The organism is Halobacillus halophilus DSM 2266, from assembly GCF_000284515.1.
Classification (GTDB): domain Bacteria; phylum Bacillota; class Bacilli; order Bacillales; family Halobacillaceae; genus Halobacillus; species Halobacillus halophilus.
Genome location: NC_017668.1, coordinates 2394601 through 2411197, shown reverse-complemented (window position 1 = coordinate 2411197; position 16597 = coordinate 2394601). Strand labels below are relative to the sequence as shown.

Here is a 16597-nt window from a genome sequence, read left to right as displayed (position 1 = left end):
GGAAGGATTTATGTGTCTAAATGGTATCCTAAAAATGGACGGGTCATATTTCATGTGGATATGAACAGTTTTTATGCTTCGGTCGAAATGGCATTCGATCCCAAATTAAAAGGAAAGCCACTTGCGATCGCTGGAAACCCAGAAGAACGGCGAGGAATTGTGGTTACAAGCAGTTATGAGGCAAGAAAATTTGGGGTTAAAACGACAATGCCTGTTGGAGAGGCTAGACGTTTATGCCCTGAATTAATGGTCATGAGACCTAATTTCGAAAGGTATCGTACCGCTTCAAAAGAGATGTTTAAGATACTGGCAGATGTAACCTCACTCGTTCAGCCTGTTTCCATTGATGAAGGATACATGGACATTACGAATTGTTCTTCGCAGGGTTCCCCGCCTGAAATCGCTGAGCGGATTCAGCAGCGAATTGCAGATGAACTCGATCTTCCATGCAGTATAGGAATAGCACCGAATAAGTTCTTGGCAAAAATGGCTTCCGATATGAAAAAACCGATGGGAATTACGATACTGAGAAAAAGAGATCTTCAGAATAAGCTATGGCCATTACCTATTGAAGAAATGTATGGAGTGGGCGACAAAACTGCAGAAAAGCTGAGAAGAATTAAAGTAGAAACAATTGGAGATCTAGCCGTACATCCTGTCCTTGAATTAAAGCGCCTGCTCGGTATTAATGGGGAGCGTCTGCAAAATCGTGCCAATGGCTATGATCAGCGCCCTGTTGATCCTGATGCGGTTCATGAATTTAAAAGTATCGGTACTTCTACTACTTTACCCGAAGATACTACAGATGATCAGGAAGTGCGCAGTGTGCTGCGAAAGTTAACACATAAAGTGGAAGCACGCATGAAAAATAAAAAAGTGCTCGCACAGAATGTACAGCTTATGATTCGTTATCATGACAGAAAAACCGTTACAAGAAGCCGGCAATTAAAGGAGTTCATACAATCAGCCGAAGATTTGTTCCAAGTTTCTTTACAGCTCTTTGATGAACATTGGAATCAGGAACCAATACGCCTTCTTGGAATAACTGCTCAAGATCTAGCTGAAAAATCCGAAATTACCCAGCAGCTCGATTTATTTAATTATGAACAATATGCAAGTAAAGAGAAGTTATATAAGGCCATAGATGATCTAACTGAAAAGTATGGAAGCAACCCATTTCAACCGTTGTCAGCTCCTCAGAATAACACGGTTACCACCAGCTTTCAAAAGGACTTTCTGGATGATTTTAAAAAATAAAACTCACAAAAATTACAAAGAGACAGGAGAGTATGACTCCTGTCTCTTTTCTCATACTAAGAGTGAAGGGAGGATATTTATATGGGTAAAGATCGACAAGAGAAGAAATTAAAAAAATCAAGAAAAGTTGAATCTGACCGAGATCAGCCATTAAGCTATCCGGGGGCTACTTCTATGGAAGGTCCAGAAGAAGCTAGAAAGCGAAAATAACTTTAATTTGATCAGGAGGTAAAGTGATGTCACCAAGAAAAAAAGGACCTAAACAGCAAACCAAACCTAATTTACCTACAGGACCCGACCAGCCTTATGGCACTCCTATAGAGGGGTCCCATAAAGTTAAAAACCAAAACCATTCTCGTCAAAATCAGAAAACCTCCCATGATATGTAATAAAAAAGGCAGCTCAGCTGCCTTTTTTACTGGTTTCAATAAACATTCATGCAGGTATTTCATAAGAACATTATTAAATTAAAGGGCCGTATAGTTGAAGACTCAGTTTCGAGATATCTTAGGTCCGTTGCTGATATAGAGAGGGGCTGGCTACGGAAACAACTCGTCTTGTTCCATCACCCAGACACTCGAGACATAAGCCGCTCATCAACGGATTGAAAAACCGCAACCCTTTTGATGGTCGGCTTATGCTGGTCGTGTCTTTCAGGGTGATTCCACATTTGAACACTTTCCTACGGGGGGACTGGCAAGCCTCCTCAGTCGTTAACACTCCTTGTGGGGTCTCGCCTAGCTCCTTCTCCCGCGGGAGTCTCGTCGTTTCCTCCGCCATCCTATGTTTGAGGAGATGAACGGACCCTTCTATAAGAGAGGTAATCGTTCTGGATCAGCCTTAACCCCTTATATATCAGGGGTTGTACACTTAAATAAGCTAGATACTCTTTTGCTCTCCAGTTAATTTTAGTAGACATTTTTGGTGGATTTCGAGTTTCTTATTCGGCCAGGTCCGGAGGGGGACGATGAAGAATCCTGCGGGATGAACATGAGCGGTGAGATCCCGCAGGGCTGTTAAGCCTGAGGAAGCTCAGCACAGAAGAGGTTCGACTAAGAACGCCACGTCGTGTGGCAACGTCGAACGACCCTGCGTCGTGCAGGGCCGGAAAGCGGAATCGTCCCCCGCAGGACCTTCCCTCTATTCAAATATCTCGAAACTGAGTCTTGCGCACGGGAGCTTATCTTAAATAAGTTATCACTGGCCTTAACAGGATTACTTCGTCAGTTATCTCTCGTATGAGAACAGTAGTATGACATATACTATTTTCAAATTGCAACGTAAATGTGATTTCGCGATTTGACTTTATTGGAAGGGATTAACCCCGAATGGACAAACAGGAGACAACTGATAATAAAAAGATTCAGTGGTGGCAGCTCTCTTTAATTGGAGTAGGATGCACAATTGGTACGGGTTTTTTCCTTGGTTCTGCTCTGGCAATAACACGAGGGGGGCCAGCCGTACTTCTCATCTTTTTGCTTGCTGCTATCGGAACATATATAGTATTTGATGCCTTATCAGCTATGACAGCCGAGGATCCTCAGAAAGGTTCCTTTCGGGCTTATGCTAAAAAAGCTTATGGGAGATGGGCAGGCTTTAGCAACGGATGGGTGTACTGGTCTTCTGAACTGCTTATAATGGGGAGCCAGTTGACAGCTTTAGCCATCTTTGCTCAATTTTGGTTCCCTGATGTCCCGCTTTGGGTTTCCTCAAGTGTATTCGGGGTCTTGGGAATCGGGGTTATTATTACCGGTGTGTCGGGGTTTGAACGATTTGAAAATATATTTGGCGTTATGAAAATAGCGGCAATTTTAATGTTTATCATTATTGCTTTTCTAGCTGTAGGGGGATTTTTAAAAGGCGGCCAGCCTGACCCCTCATTCACATGGGATAATAAAGGATTACTTCCACTCGGTATAACCGGGCTATGGGCTGCGTCTATTTACGTCTTCTACAGTTTTGGCGGAATTGAAGTTATGGGTATTATGGCGAATGAACTAAAAAATCCGAAAGATGCTCCTAAGTCGGGAACATTTATGCTTTCATTACTCACAACTATTTATGTAGTATCCATAGGTCTCGCCTTATGGCTTGTGCCTTATACTAAATATAATGGGGATGAAAGTCCATTCATTACCGCTCTAAGTAAGTATGATCTATCTTTTGTGCCTCATGCATTTAACGGAGCTTTAATTATTGGAGGTTTTTCCACTATGGTAGCCTCACTGTACGGAATCACAACCATATTAACCTCGTTGTCAGAGGATGGAGATGCTCCTAAATTCTTTTCTAGGACAGGTCCTAGAAAAGTTCCTTATTATGCCGTACTGCTGACTATCGGTGGCTTAATTGCTTCAATAATAGTTGCTTTACTGCTCCCGGAGAAGATATATGAATACTTAACCACAGCAGCAGGCCTCATGCTTTTATACATCTGGCTGTTTATCCTGTTCTCATATAATAAAATTATGGAGTTAACTTCATTTAAACGTGTAAAACGACTAATAGGACTAGTTTTGATTTTGCTTGCAGTTTCGGGAACATTATTAAATAAAACAAGTCGAATTGGTTTTTTTGTAAGCTTAGGTTTTTTACTGGTTATAGGTATGGTAACTATGTTTATGAAAAATAAATGGAAGCATTTAGAAGTGGAAGAGTAATTTGAATGCTTGAAAACCAAAGTAAGCAGCAAATCCTAATAAACTTAAACCTGATAGAGTTGAGATTACTCGAAGCAGGCTGGGTGTTAATACTTTTCTAAAGCCGCTTGACACAGAAGCCATGAATACATCCCAGATCATTAAACCTAGAAGGACAGCACCTCCATAAAGCAGAACCTGGGCCAAGTTATAACGATGAATGGTGTCAGCAAGAATGCTCCCATAAATACCCAGCCAGAAAAGAATGGATAACGGATTCGTAATGGCCAGCAGGAAGCCATTTGTGAACGTTTTCTTTAAAGATTCTTTGCTTCTTAGCTCCCCAATCCCAATTTCTTTTGTACCTTTAAAACTTTCGAAAGCCGTATAAAACAATACAAACGCTCCGAATAACCACAGAAATGTTTTCATCAAAGGAATTTCTAAAAAATGGACCACTCCAAAAAATACACAAAGGATAAACAATAAATCTGCAACAATAGATCCTAACCCAATTGCCCAGGAATGCAGGAAACCGTTCTTGATCCCCTGGTCGATTTGTGCAGCGTTAATAGGACCGATTGGCGCGGCAAGCGATAATCCTAGCAAAATGTAACTAACAAAAACCCCCATTACGACACTCCCTCTTAAATTGCTTGTCCTAAATATATTCAGTGACATAAAAGGTTATGTAACGTAGATAAGGAAAGTTATGTAAATAAACCACTGTTCTCCAACACAGTGGTTTATACGTTCAGTTAGAAGCCTGATAGGTTTCCACGATTAGACGAAGCAAATCGCTAGCCCGCTGAATTTCTTTCTGGTCAGTTTTAGAATTTAAGTCAGGGTCATGTATGAGTTCATTGAGAGCCTCTTCAGCTATCTTCACATGCTGCTGTGCTTCTGCAAAACCGGTTTGATTCTCCTGCATACGTTCAACGGCTTGTTTAGCCTGGGCCAACTGTTCTGTTACGTGTTCAAAATGATTGAGGGGCATGGCTTTTTCCTCCTATCTTTAACGTTAATTTAACTATAATTTCATTATTTATACCCTTAAATCGTTTAATCATTATAATTCATTAGAATGGATACATACTAAAAAAAAGGAGGTATTGACATGGCGGAACAAATCATCGCAGTCAGGAAAAATGGAGAGGGAAGTATTGTAGAAATGAAGTTATCATCAGGCAGAATAGTGGACTATCACGAGGCTCATCAAATGGCCAGAGATGGAGAACTGGAGCATGTGAATCTGATCCGGGGTAAAGATGGAGAAGATCATCTTCGCAGTCAGCCTGATGGGGAGATTGACAATAATTTAGATAATCTTCCATTTTTCTAATTTAAGGTATAATTGAACTAACCCCACTTACTCGCTGACACTCCTTGAAGTTGGGGGATTCCTAAGAGCACGAACCTAACGGTTCGTTCAAATGATTAGGCTAGCCCCGTCGCACCGACGGTTGAAAGGGTTCTTTGAATCTCCTTCAATATATTGAAGCTCGCATTTAGGTCGCGGTCGTGGTGGCAGCCGCAATCTGGGCAATCCCACGTTCGAACAGCGAGATTCTTTACCTCACTGTTTTGGTATCCGCACTTGGAACACAGCTGTGAACTCGCAAAAACTTTCGATACGGTTACCAACTGCTTCCCGTACCACTTTGCTTTGTATTCGAGCATAGACGTGAACATCGACCAGCTCACATCACTAATCGATTTGGATCGTTTTCGGTTTTTGAGCATATTGGAAATTTGGAGATTTTCTACACCGATCACATCGTGGTTTTTGATGATTTCGGTAGAAATCTTGTGCAGATAATCTTTGCGGGAGTTCGCTATCTTCTCGTGAAGTCTAGCTACTTTAATACGTTGCTTATGCCAATTCGAAGATCCCTTTTCCCTTCGGGAAAGGATACGTTGAGCTTTTGCTAGTTTCTTTTCGGTCTTACGTAGATATCGTGGGTTTTGATAGGTGGTGCCATTCGAGAGAGTAGCGAAGTCTTTCAATCCGAGATCAATGCCAACATAAGTGTTGGATTTAGGAAGTTCCTGAATATCTGTTTGAACAAGAATGGATACAGAATATTTTCCGCTCGGATTGCGGCGAACCGTCGCACTCAAGATGCGACCTTTCACTTCACGGCTCTTGGCTAATCTCACAAGCCCCAGCTTAGGCAGCTTGATTTTGTGATCCTGGATGGCAATATTTCCGTTTGTGCATTTTGTGGTGTAGGACTGGACTCTGTTCTTCTTTGATTTGAACCGTGGAGCTTGGTTTTGCTTTTTGAAAAACCGTTCATAAGCGTCAGAAAGATGTTTGACCGACGTTTGGATGGCCGTGCTATCCACTTCTTTTAACCAAAGGAATTCTCTTTTAAGGTTGGGTAGTTGTTTGGAACAAGTAGCGTAACTCAAACCTTTTCCGGTTTCCTTGTAGGCACTGCTCCATTCGGAGAGGAAATGATTGAAGACAAAACGAGCGCAACCGATTGTCTTAGCGATGAGCGATTCTTGGGTTTTATTTGGATAGATACGAAAGTTATACGCTTTATGCTTCAACCTTTCCACCTCCTAACCAGGAACATACGTTCTTAATTTAGGATATCACGGAGGGGAGAATATTCAAAGGCATTCGCCTTACGGCGACGGCATTCATCTCCCCCTTGCCACCGGTCTTCGACACGGCGCTTGAAGAGGGAGTCTTCTGCCGATGAATGATTAAAAAAAGATCAAGAGCGTGACCTTTAATCATTACGCTCTTGATCTTTCTATGCTTAACCGAGAACCTTTTTAATGAGAGTTAATCCAAAAGAGGAGCCTGGATACCTGAATTTCTGATCGAACTTTGTCGTTTGTTTCGTGATACTCTTTAAATGGGTAAAGGTGTCAAAACTTGCTTGTCCGTGATAACTTCCCATTCCACTCTCTCCCACTCCTCCAAAAGGAAGGTGGGGGTTTAAGATATGGTATAGGGTATCATTAATACAGCCACCCCCAAATGGAATGGAGGTCATAATTTCTTCCTGATCTGTTTCGCTTTCTCCAAAGTAATAGAGAGCTAATGGCTTTGGACGATTATTCACTTGGGTGATCACTTCTGATAAATGATCAAACGTCAGAACCGGAAGAATGGGACCGAATATTTCATCCTGCATGACAGGGTCAGACCAATTCACCTGATCCAGAATAGTAGGTTCAATCATTTGACGCTTTTCATCTAAAGAACCACCGGAAACCACCGTTCCTGCATTTAGATAGGAAGAAATTCGCTCGAAGTGCTGGTCGTTCACGATTTTCACATAATCTGGATTCTCCAGAGGCCGATCCCCATAAAATTTATGGATATATTTTTTCATGGCCTTAATCAGTGGTGCCTTTACTTCATGATGGACAAGCAAGTAATCAGGAGCAATACACGTTTGTCCAGCATTAGTAAATTTCCCCCACACAATCCGTTTGGCAGCAAGGTCAATAGCTGCGTCTTTATTGATAATCGCCGGACTTTTACCACCCAGTTCTAACGTTACGGGGATCAGCTGGTGACTGGCTTTCTCCATAATCTTTCTCCCAACAGGTACACTCCCTGTAAAAAAGATGTAATCAAGCGGCTGTTCCATTAGTTCCTGAGTCACTTTTTTATCCCCTTCGACTACTGCAATGTAGTTAGGCGAGAAGTACTGTTCTACCATTTTTTTAATGACCCATGAAACCGTCGGAGTAAGTTCAGAAGGTTTAATGATAACGGTATTACCCGCCGCAATAGCTCCAAGCACTGGAGCAAGGGCCAGTTGGAACGGGTAGTTCCAGGGGGCAATAACCAGAACTGTTCCGTAAGGTTCTTTATAAATCATATTTTTAGAACCTTTATGGGTTAAGGGTGCTTTGACCTTTTGAGGATTCATCCATTGTTTCAGGTGTTTCACATGATGGTCTATTTCACTTTTTAAAAAAGCAATTTCAGAAACATACGCTTCAAATTCAGACTTGTTTAAATCAAATTTTAGTGCTTCGATGATTGGTTTTTCAAACGTTCCAATCATTTTCTTCATGCGTAGGAGCTGATCTTTCCGGAATTGATAACTTTTTGTGTGACCTTCTTCGTACCACCGCTTTTGCTGTTGAACAATGGTTTGCATCAAAATTTCCTCCTTCACGTGTTACGTGTAATAGGGTACTGAAAAAAATCATACGCGACTTGTGTATGTGAAAATATAGTTCTTGCTTCCGTTTCAAGCTGCTTCAGTGAGCTTCCCTGATATCGGGAGGAGATATGATTGAGAATAAGCTCTCTTACATTAGCTTCTTTTGCAAGAGTAGCGGCCTGTTGTACCGTGGAGTGAAAGTAATCATAGGCCATCTGATTTTCATCGCTTGCGAAAGTAGCTTCATGAACAAGTACATCCGAATCCTTAACTTTATATTTTAAATCAGGGATGTATCGTGTATCTCCTAGAATTGATATTTTTCTACCTTTTTTTGGAGGCCCTAAAACATCTTTTCTATAAATGATCTTCCCATTATCCAGCCGTGTTTGAGATTGACTCTTAATTAACTGGTAGATAGGTCCGGGTTCAAGACCCAGCTCTTTAAGTTTAGATGGCTTAAGTTCTCCGATTTTGTCTTTTTCCGTTAGAATATACCCATAGCTTTCCAGACCATGCTGCAAAGAAACCGCTTCGACTACAAACTGGTCGTCTTCAAATAGAATGCCTTCTTCGACTTCCTCAACATAAAGAGGATAGCGCAAATGTGTACCGCTAATCTGCAGAGTAATGTCAATGTACTCTTTTAACCCCCTCGGGCCGTAAACGGTTACAGGAGTCTCGCCCCCCTGGAAAGAACGGCTGCTCAGCAGGCCGGGTAGTCCGTAAATATGATCACCGTGAAGGTGAGTAATAAATATAACCTCGATCCTTCTTGGTCTTAGATTTGTATGTAAGATCTGTTGCTGCGTTCCTTCTCCGCAATCAAATATCCAAGTAGTTCCCCGTTCTTCCAACATGCGGAGGGCAAGGGAAGAAACATTTCTTTCCTTTGACGGAACCCCGGATCCTGTACCTAAAAAAAATAGTTCCATTAGAACTCCCTCCTACTAATCACATCATATCACCTGAAGCCATTTAACACACTTACTATAATAGAAATGTTACTTATGAATGTTCATTAATATAGAAAGAAGCCAATTTAACCCTGGTTGTTCATTTTCCATAGGATAGTTATCCCGCGAATTGGAGTTATTGAGTAAAGTAGCTCTTTCAAGCCACTGCATGACTCAGGGTCACGCAAAGCCAGTAGTTTGCAGATATCAAGCGATTTACCATGCTCTGGTATATTGTCTTGGTCCTTCAAGTTTGTACCCAAGTTCATCTGCTGCTTGTTTTGGCCAGTAAGGGTTTTTTAACAATGCCCGTGCTAAAAAGATAAGATCCGCGCGTTCATTCCGTAAGATTTCTTCTGCCTGGTTACCGCTTGTAATCAGTCCAACCGCTCCGGTATCAATTCCTGCTTCAGCTTTTATTTTCTCGGCATATTTAACTTGATACCCCGGATATGGATCGATAGGTGCGGGCACTACTCCTCCCGAGCTCACATCAATCAAGTCAACACCTTGCGCTTTCATTTTTTCAGCAAAGTAGATAAAATCCTCCATTTTATTTCCATTTTCATGATATTCTGCTCCGGAAATTCTAACGAACAATGGTCCTGTCCATGATTCTCGGACAGCATCAATAATTTCGGACAAGAATCTATAACGTTTCTCACGTGAACCACCATATTTATCCGTGCGGAAATTGGTGAGAGGAGATAAAAACTGGTTAATTAAATATCCATGCGCCCCGTGGAGCTCAATAATATCAAATCGTGACTCTTTTGCACGTTCCGCACCTTCTTTAAAAGATTGAACCGTATAACTTATTTGCTGTTCATTCATTTCCACCGGTGTTTTTAGGGATTCACTAAAGGATGAAGCACTTGGAGCATATATGTCACTATCCAAATTAGCTTTTCGGCCTGCATGAGCAAGCTGGATGCCGGCTTTTGCTCCATGCCGGTGAATAGCTTCAGTCAAAGTAGATAGACCTTCTGTATGATCATCAGACCAGATTCCAAGGTCTTCATGTGAGATTCGTCCTTCAGGAGTCACCGATGTGGCTTCAGTCATAACAAGACCAACTTGGCCGGCAGCCCGGCTTTCATAATGGGCTAAGTGAAAAGGCTGAGTATGGCCATCCTGATTATGTGAAGAATACATACACATAGGTGACATGACTATTCTATTTTTCAGGGTCACACTTTTTATTGTATAGGGTGAAAATAATAAGTGTTTCAAAACTATTCCTCCTCAGAGTTGCGATAATATTTCTTAAGCTCCTTTAATGAATAGTGACTGCCACGCCACTCAATACCTCCCCTAAGAAAGGTTAGAAGCAGTGCTCTTGAGAGCATATAAATAAATAAAACAGCGAATATGGGCAGCCCGAAGACAATCCAATTGGAATATGTAGTAAGGTGCCGCAGGGTTAACGCATATAAATAAAATAACAAAACGATGGTAAAAGCACTAATCATTTGAAGTGGAAGACGGCTGCTCCAAATGGTGATAAACGGAAGGATTTGAGAAGTAAATACACCGGCGATGGCTAGTAGAGCAAACAAAACGGAATAATTTAAGCCGGCAAACGCGTTTTTTTCGAAACCTTTGAAAGCAGATGGAAGATCAGGATACCACTCCACAGATAAGCTACGTAGTGCGGTCACCAGGTTCTGTCTGTAGCCCAATTTCTTAATGCGCAGACCCATGGCAAGGTCGTCATCCGGTCGGAAACGAATCGCATGGTGGCCCCCGATTCCCTCATAGCATGCATTAGTCAGGAGTTGAAAGGCACCGACTCCCATGCCCCCTTTTTTGGAGGGGTGATTAGCGGTCCAGGGCCGCTTTAAATATCCAAATCCAAAAAGAAAGAAGGAAATTAACCCTTTTAGAAAAAAAGAACCGGCCCTTAGATTGGGGGCCGCAGTTAAATGATCCAGGTTTTCGTTTTTTAAAAAGGTGATGGCTCGGGACACGACATTCTCATGAAAGTAGATGTCCGCATCTGTAAATAATAAGTAGGTTCCCTTAGCCTGTTGCGCTCCTATATGGAGGGCATGGTTCTTACCTAGCCACCCAGATGGTAAGGTCTCAATCGTGATAGAATGGACATTTGCATGATGAGCAGCGAGATTGTCAATAATGGAGCCAGTCGAGTCAGTAGATCGATCATTGACGGCTAGGATTTCAAGATTTACGTGTTTTTGATCCAGAAGAGTTTCGAGAGTCTGTTTAATGGATTTTTCCTCATCTTTAGCAGCAATGATAACGGATATTAATAATTTTTCATCTCTGAAGGGTAGATGGTCAATTGAAGACAGAGTTTTAAATCCTTTATGAAAATCAACAAGGATTATAGTCCAAAATAAAAAGATCATTGTTAATAGCCAAAACATTAGAAGAACCCTTTCCTGTTGTCATGATTAAGCTTTCGATATTCCCGTGCCTGGTGAGGAAAATCAGTAAAAATACCGTCAATCCCTAATTGATAGCATTTCTTCATATGAGAAGGGCGATTGACTGTATAGACGCGCAGATTTAACTTTTCTTTTTGGCAGCTTTTGACTAATTTTTTATCTAATAATCGATGCTTAACATGAAGAGCATCTGCTCCTAAAGACTTTGCATAGTCTGGAAGGTTAATCATCTTAGTAGAGGTTAAAAAAGCCGTTTTAATGGAAGGGTTAATCTTCTTCATACGGAGAATGGTGTCCGAATTAAAGCTGGAAATAACGGTTCGTTCGACCACATCATATTTTTTTAAAGCTTCGTATACAATTCTTTCGATGTCTTTATATTCAATTACATTCGTTTTTAATTCTGCATTAAGAAACATAGGTTTCTCCTTGAACCAGCGAAGGAATTCGTCTAGTGTTACAATATAACAATCAGAAAATTCTGGGGAAAACCAGCTTCCAGCATCAAGCATGCGCAGTTCTGTGTATGTATAATCCTGTACAAATCCTGTGCCATTTGTTGTTCTGCGTAAGTTTTCATCATGAATAAGCACTGGTATTTGATCTTTCGTTAACTGAATGTCTGTTTCAATCCCTTCAGCTTTAGCAGAGCGCGCTAATTCGAAAGCGGCCATCGTATTTTCCGGTGCAAGGGAGCTTGCTCCCCGGTGAGCGTAAATAAGCGTTGTATTCATAAAGTTCACCTCTTATTCAGGTTGGACCTTGAGTTTGATTGTGTTCGAAAAACCAGAAAAAGTCAATAAGGAGTGTAAAACATGGGACAGTGGCAGACAAAAGAACAGTTAACCGATCTACTATGTTCGTTAGTGGAATATCCAAGTATTACAGGGAGTAATGCGGAGATCGCAGTTATTGAATACTTATATTATATTTTAGAAGATCGTAAATATTATCAAGATCACCCTGAGCACTTAAACCTTCACCCTTTGGATGACGGACGACAGTTGTTAACTGCTCTTGTAAAACAAGGAGAAGCAAAAGATACAATTGTTCTCATTGCCCACGCAGATGTGGTTGGAGTCGAAGATTATGGCTCCTGGCAGAACTTGGCTTTTCACCCGAAAGAATTAACACAGGAGCTTCATAAAAACCCGGGTGTGCTGCCTAAAGATGCCGCCAAGGATTTATTGACAGGAGACTGGTTGTTCGGCCGGGGAATTATGGATATGAAAGCAGGATTAACCCTGCACCTTTCACTGTTGGAAAAAGCAATGGAAGGGGAGTTTGATGGAAATTTACTGCTTGTAGCCGTACCTGATGAGGAAGTCAATTCAGAAGGGATGCTAGCTGCTTTGCCGGCTCTTGCAGAGATAAGAGATAAAGAAAATCTGAATTATAAAACAGCCATCAATGGAGAACCAATGTTTAGCAAATACCCTGGTGATCCAGCTAATTATCTATATACGGGATCAATTGGGAAGACGCTTCCCGGTTTCTTTTGCTACGGGAAAGAAACACATGCCGGCGAGCCTTTCGCTGGTCTGAATGCTAACTTGATGGTCAGCTATATTGCTCAAGAGATGGAGTTGAACGAAACTTTTATTGAGCAGGTAGATGGGGAGAGAACACCCCCTCCTATTAGTCTGATGCAGCGTGACTTAAAGCATCATTATTCCGTTCAAACACCACAGTCTGCTGTAGCGATGTATAATGTTTTATATATGAAGCAGACGATTGAACAGTTGAACGAAAAATTGTTACTGGCTGCCCAGCGTGCCCGCGCTAAAATCATTAATCATTACCATCACCAGGCCTCTTTTTATTTAGAAGGCACGCAAACGTCGAATTTTTCACCGGAAATTCAGATCCTGACCTACGAACAGTTGTACAAAGAAGCAGTAGAACGGTATGGAACGAGGGAGGTAGAGCGTCGTCAAAATCGTTTGATTAATCAGCGGGATGAAGGAGACCGTGATTTTTCTACGAGTCTTGTGCAAAATCTTGCTTCGTTATGTAAAGATATCAGTCCAATGATTGTTTTATTCTACAGCCCTCCTTTCTATCCATCTGTGTCTTCTCACCATGACCCGCTTATCCAAAGCGGTGCGAAAAAAGCGATCGAGACAGCTCGCGACAAATTTGGGGTGAACTTGACTGAAGTGGAATATTTCACAGGGCTTTCCGACTTGAGCTTTATTGGACCGGTTTCTATGAAATCTTCCATTGATCATTTACTTAATCAGATGCCTATACAAGGAAAAGGGTATGAATTACCTGCTAAAATTATGGAAACCATTACGATGCCTATCATTAATGTTGGGCCACGAGGCAGAGACGCCCACCAGTGGACGGAACGACTTGAATTAACTTACAGTTTTGATAAGCTCCCGCATATCTTAGCGGAAACCATCCATCATTTTTTCAGTTCATAAAAAAGCCCGGATGCTGTCAGGCATCCGGGCTTTTGTCATCTTAATTGTTCGGTTCATAAAAGAATCCTGCATCTGGACCAATCGGAAATCCGGTCAGCATCCATATGAATAACATTACGATCCATACAACAAAGAAACCTATGGAATAAGGGAGCATGGTTGAAATCAGGGTTCCAATTCCCACGTTTTTGTCGTACTTTTGAGCGAAAGCAATTACAATGGCGAAGTACGGCATTAACGGTGAAATAATGTTCGTCGTCGAATCGGCGATTCTGTAAGCTAAAGTAGTCAGCTCAGGTGAATAGCCAAGCTGCATCATAAGAGGAACAAACACCGGAGCCATAATCGCCCATTTTGCGGATGAGCTTCCGATAAACAAGTTTATGAAAGCCGCCACAAATATGAACGCAATTATCAAACCTATTCCATTCAAACCAATAGCATCCAGGAATTCGGCTCCACTTACAGCGATTACTTTCCCCATATTGGTATGCGTGAAATAAGCCACAAATTGTCCTGCTGTGAAAGCAAGAACAATATACATTCCCATGGTAGCCATAGTTTCTGACATTTGATTGGCAACATCTTTATCATTCTTAATTTCTTTTGTTATCTTTCCATAGACCAAACCGGGAACAAAGAAAATGAGCAGGATAATGGGTACTAGACTATGGAAGAAAGGGGAGGCGAGAAAGTCGTCAGGATTTCTCATCGGACCCCAGGATGGGACGACGAGAAGAGACAACAGACCGATTGTAATGATTAGAGCTAGAAGTGCTCCAAGCATTCCCTTCTTTTCAAGTTTCGTTACATAGTTGACCTCTTCCTTAACTCCGCCTTGGTAAGTTCCAAGTCTTGGCTCGACAAGTTTATCAGTTATGAGTGTTCCAACAATAGTAAGCACAAAAACAGACACAATCATAAAATAATAGTTCATGGTGTATAGAATGTTTTCTGCGTAGCCGGGATCAATAGTTTTAGCTGCTTCTTTAGTTAATTCCCCCAATAGAGGATCAAGAGACGTAAGCAGCAAATTAGCACTGAACCCAGCAGATACACCGGCAAAGGCTGCCGCTAATCCTGCTAAAGGATGACGACCTAAACCGGCAAAAAGGACAGCACCAAGAGGCGTGAGCACCACGTAACCTGCGTCGGCAGCCATACTTGACATGATACCTCCAAATACAAGAGCAGCCGTCATTAAGAAACGTGGCACAGATGTAACCAGCCCTCTTAGCATTGCGCTGATTAGACCGGATCTTTCAGCCACTCCGATACCGAGCATCGTAACTAGAACGGTTCCGAGTGGAGCGAATCCTACAAAGTTCTCTACCATACTTTCAAAGATATATTTGATTCCTTCGCTAGATAGTAAATTGGTAACTTCAAGAGTATCTCCAGTTGCAGGATCTTCTACCTGAATTCCAAGGGTTGAAAATATCCAGGATGCTAGGATGACAAGAAAAGCAAATATAGCAAATAACGTAACTGGATGGGGAAGTCTATTTCCCACACGTTCAATCCAGTCCAGTATCCGTACGGTACGACTTCTATTTTCTTGGTGTTCCATGAGTTTCCTCCTTAAAATGACAAGGCTAAAAATTTTACAATAACGCGTTAAAGTATAATAGCTGGAGACATAGATTTGAAGAGTTATTGAAAATGTTTCACTAGAAAGAATATTGTAAATTTAAAAAATAGTCGTGATATTTTTGAAACCAGCAGGAATATATTACGAAAGCGTGGTACAATGGTTATAAAATGAATGTTCATTCAGTTTGGAGGATACCGAATGAAAACCTTAAAAGATGCTATTTACCAAATCACACTTCCTACCCCTTATGCGGTGGGAGACGTACATCTATACCTACTGAAAGGTGATCGGCTCACCCTGGTAGATGCAGGTGTAAAAACTGACGCAGCTTGGAGTGAATTGGTAATTCAATTAAAAGAACTTGGATATAGTCCAGGTGATATAGATCAGATTGTACTAACCCACCACCATCCAGATCATATGGGATTGATCGAACATTTTCCTAATCTGAGCACAGTGGCTGCTCACCCGAAGTTAAAACCATGGCTTGAAAGAGAAGAAGCTTTCTTTTTGAGATATGAGGAATTTTTTCATCGTATGTATAAAGAATCAGGGGTGCCGGAACAGTATTTAGGCTTGCTCAAATCTCTTCGTAAACCCTTGAAATGGAGCGCAGAAGGCACATTGACACTTGAACTAACGGAGGGAGACAGGATTCCAGGGCACGAGGAGTGGGTAACGATAGAGACTCCTGGCCATGCTCAGAGTCATATTTCGTTTTATCGACAAGCTGATGGATCCTTTATTGGCGGCGATCATCTGCTTGCCCATATCTCTTCCAACCCCTTGTTGGAACCTCCATATGGCATCGAGAAGGATCGTCCCCGCCCCCTTCTTCAATACCGGGCTTCTATGGAAAAATTATTGGATAGAAATATTCAAATGGTATATCCAGGGCACGGAAAGACGTTTCAGAACACAGATAAATTAGTCATTCAGCGTCTTAAAAAACAAGAGGAGCGCGCACTCAAAGTCCTGAATATGTTTGAAGAAGAGAGTTTATGTGCATATGATGTATGCAGGCGTTTGTTTCCTAAACATATAGAAAGTCAGTTTGGCCTGACGATGTCTGAAACGATCGGCCAGTTGGATTACTTAGAAAACAAAAAAGCTGTAATCGCCGAATTTTCAGGTGAACAAAAATATTATTATGTAAACAGGTGATG

16 protein-coding genes are annotated in these 16597 nt (G+C 41.6%); 7 read left to right on the top strand and 9 right to left on the bottom strand.

The annotated features are described in order from the left end of the window. The first annotated feature begins 12 nt into the window (after positions 1–12). The 4 genes from HBHAL_RS11900 (at position 13) to HBHAL_RS11890 (ending at position 3917) form a co-directional block, all read left to right on the top strand. On the top strand, positions 13–1257 hold the full coding sequence (locus tag HBHAL_RS11900) for a DNA polymerase IV (protein ID WP_014643676.1): 1245 nt from the start codon (positions 13–15) through the stop codon (positions 1255–1257). A gap of 81 nt (positions 1258–1338) precedes the next feature. Then, a complete protein-coding gene (locus HBHAL_RS20590) occupies positions 1339–1467 on the top strand; it encodes a YpzI family protein (RefSeq protein ID WP_014643675.1) in 129 nt (42 codons plus the stop codon). A gap of 26 nt (positions 1468–1493) precedes the next feature. Beyond that, positions 1494–1646, top strand: coding sequence for a small acid-soluble spore protein P (locus HBHAL_RS11895; protein WP_041601354.1), 153 nt, complete (start codon positions 1494–1496; stop codon positions 1644–1646). Between the two features lie 939 nt (positions 1647–2585). Then, positions 2586–3917 (top strand): amino acid permease, encoded by a 1332-nt coding sequence (locus HBHAL_RS11890; RefSeq protein ID WP_014643673.1) that lies wholly within the window; start codon positions 2586–2588, stop codon positions 3915–3917. Here HBHAL_RS11890 and HBHAL_RS11885 read toward each other — a convergent pair. Continuing rightward, positions 3900–4529 carry a LysE family transporter gene (locus HBHAL_RS11885; protein WP_014643672.1) on the bottom strand — a complete coding sequence of 210 codons (630 nt, stop codon included), beginning with the start codon at positions 4527–4529 and terminating at the stop codon, positions 3900–3902. The two genes, HBHAL_RS11890 and HBHAL_RS11885, sit on opposite strands and share 18 nt — an antisense overlap. 121 nt (positions 4530–4650) lie before the next feature. Further along, positions 4651–4893 (bottom strand): hypothetical protein, encoded by a 243-nt coding sequence (locus tag HBHAL_RS11880; RefSeq protein ID WP_014643671.1) that lies wholly within the window; start codon positions 4891–4893, stop codon positions 4651–4653. Positions 4894–5013: 120 nt separating this feature from the next. Here HBHAL_RS11880 and HBHAL_RS11875 point away from each other — a divergent pair, with 120 nt between their 5' ends. Then, positions 5014–5238 carry a DUF3892 domain-containing protein gene (locus HBHAL_RS11875; RefSeq protein WP_014643670.1) on the top strand — a complete coding sequence of 75 codons (225 nt, stop codon included), beginning with the start codon at positions 5014–5016 and terminating at the stop codon, positions 5236–5238. A 95-nt stretch (positions 5239–5333) separates the two neighbouring features. Here HBHAL_RS11875 and tnpB read toward each other — a convergent pair whose 3' ends face one another. The 6 genes from tnpB to HBHAL_RS11845 all read right to left on the bottom strand — a co-directional run bounded on the left by tnpB (position 5334) and on the right by HBHAL_RS11845 (position 12139). Beyond that, on the bottom strand, positions 5334–6464 hold the full coding sequence (tnpB, locus tag HBHAL_RS11870; protein ID WP_014643669.1) for an IS200/IS605 family element RNA-guided endonuclease TnpB: 1131 nt from the start codon (positions 6462–6464) through the stop codon (positions 5334–5336). Between the two features lie 206 nt (positions 6465–6670). Beyond that, entirely contained in the window at positions 6671–8032 is a 1362-nt protein-coding gene (locus tag HBHAL_RS11865) for an aldehyde dehydrogenase (protein ID WP_014643668.1), read from the bottom strand. A 14-nt stretch (positions 8033–8046) separates the two neighbouring features. Continuing rightward, entirely contained in the window at positions 8047–8973 is a 927-nt protein-coding gene (rnz, locus tag HBHAL_RS11860; protein ID WP_014643667.1) for a ribonuclease Z, read from the bottom strand. A gap of 237 nt (positions 8974–9210) precedes the next feature. Continuing rightward, a complete protein-coding gene (namA, locus tag HBHAL_RS11855) occupies positions 9211–10227 on the bottom strand; it encodes an NADPH dehydrogenase NamA (RefSeq protein WP_014643665.1) in 1017 nt (338 codons plus the stop codon). A 2-nt stretch (positions 10228–10229) separates the two neighbouring features. Next, positions 10230–11366 carry a glycosyltransferase gene (locus tag HBHAL_RS11850; protein WP_158512372.1) on the bottom strand — a complete coding sequence of 379 codons (1137 nt, stop codon included), beginning with the start codon at positions 11364–11366 and terminating at the stop codon, positions 10230–10232. 17 nt (positions 11367–11383) lie between these two features. Further along, positions 11384–12139: a glycerophosphodiester phosphodiesterase gene (locus HBHAL_RS11845; RefSeq protein WP_014643663.1), complete on the bottom strand. Its 756-nt coding sequence runs from the start codon at positions 12137–12139 to the stop codon at positions 11384–11386. 81 nt (positions 12140–12220) lie between these two features. On the opposite strand from HBHAL_RS11845, the gene HBHAL_RS11840 reads away from it, so the two are divergent. After that, positions 12221–13837, top strand: a complete 1617-nt coding sequence (locus tag HBHAL_RS11840) for a M20/M25/M40 family metallo-hydrolase (protein ID WP_014643662.1) — start codon at positions 12221–12223, stop codon at positions 13835–13837. A 40-nt stretch (positions 13838–13877) separates the two neighbouring features. Here HBHAL_RS11840 and HBHAL_RS11835 read toward each other — a convergent pair whose 3' ends face one another. After that, positions 13878–15407, bottom strand: a complete 1530-nt coding sequence (locus HBHAL_RS11835; RefSeq protein WP_014643661.1) for an AbgT family transporter — start codon at positions 15405–15407, stop codon at positions 13878–13880. Positions 15408–15629: 222 nt separating this feature from the next. Between HBHAL_RS11835 and HBHAL_RS11830 the strand changes: the two genes are divergently transcribed. After that, positions 15630–16595 (top strand): MBL fold metallo-hydrolase, encoded by a 966-nt coding sequence (locus HBHAL_RS11830; protein ID WP_014643660.1) that lies wholly within the window; start codon positions 15630–15632, stop codon positions 16593–16595. Positions 16596–16597 lie beyond the last annotated feature (2 nt).

Bases quoted from the DNA above. Each gene is read 5' to 3' on its own strand.
- HBHAL_RS20590 (WP_014643675.1), top strand. From the start codon at position 1,339: ATGGGTAAAGATCGACAAGAGAAGAAATTAAAAAAATCAAGAAAAGTT.
- HBHAL_RS11895 (WP_041601354.1), top strand. From the start codon at position 1,494: ATGTCACCAAGAAAAAAAGGACCTAAACAGCAAACCAAACCTAATTTA.
- HBHAL_RS11890 (WP_014643673.1), top strand. From the start codon at position 2,586: ATGGACAAACAGGAGACAACTGATAATAAAAAGATTCAGTGGTGGCAG.
- HBHAL_RS11885 (WP_014643672.1), bottom strand. From the start codon at position 4,529: ATGGGGGTTTTTGTTAGTTACATTTTGCTAGGATTATCGCTTGCCGCG.
- HBHAL_RS11880 (WP_014643671.1), bottom strand. From the start codon at position 4,893: ATGCCCCTCAATCATTTTGAACACGTAACAGAACAGTTGGCCCAGGCT.
- HBHAL_RS11875 (WP_014643670.1), top strand. From the start codon at position 5,014: ATGGCGGAACAAATCATCGCAGTCAGGAAAAATGGAGAGGGAAGTATT.
- HBHAL_RS11865 (WP_014643668.1), bottom strand. From the start codon at position 8,032: ATGCAAACCATTGTTCAACAGCAAAAGCGGTGGTACGAAGAAGGTCAC.
- rnz (WP_014643667.1), bottom strand. From the start codon at position 8,973: ATGGAACTATTTTTTTTAGGTACAGGATCCGGGGTTCCGTCAAAGGAA.
- HBHAL_RS11850 (WP_158512372.1), bottom strand. From the start codon at position 11,366: ATGATCTTTTTATTTTGGACTATAATCCTTGTTGATTTTCATAAAGGA.
- HBHAL_RS11845 (WP_014643663.1), bottom strand. From the start codon at position 12,139: ATGAATACAACGCTTATTTACGCTCACCGGGGAGCAAGCTCCCTTGCA.
- HBHAL_RS11840 (WP_014643662.1), top strand. From the start codon at position 12,221: ATGGGACAGTGGCAGACAAAAGAACAGTTAACCGATCTACTATGTTCG.
- HBHAL_RS11835 (WP_014643661.1), bottom strand. From the start codon at position 15,407: ATGGAACACCAAGAAAATAGAAGTCGTACCGTACGGATACTGGACTGG.
- HBHAL_RS11830 (WP_014643660.1), top strand. From the start codon at position 15,630: ATGAAAACCTTAAAAGATGCTATTTACCAAATCACACTTCCTACCCCT.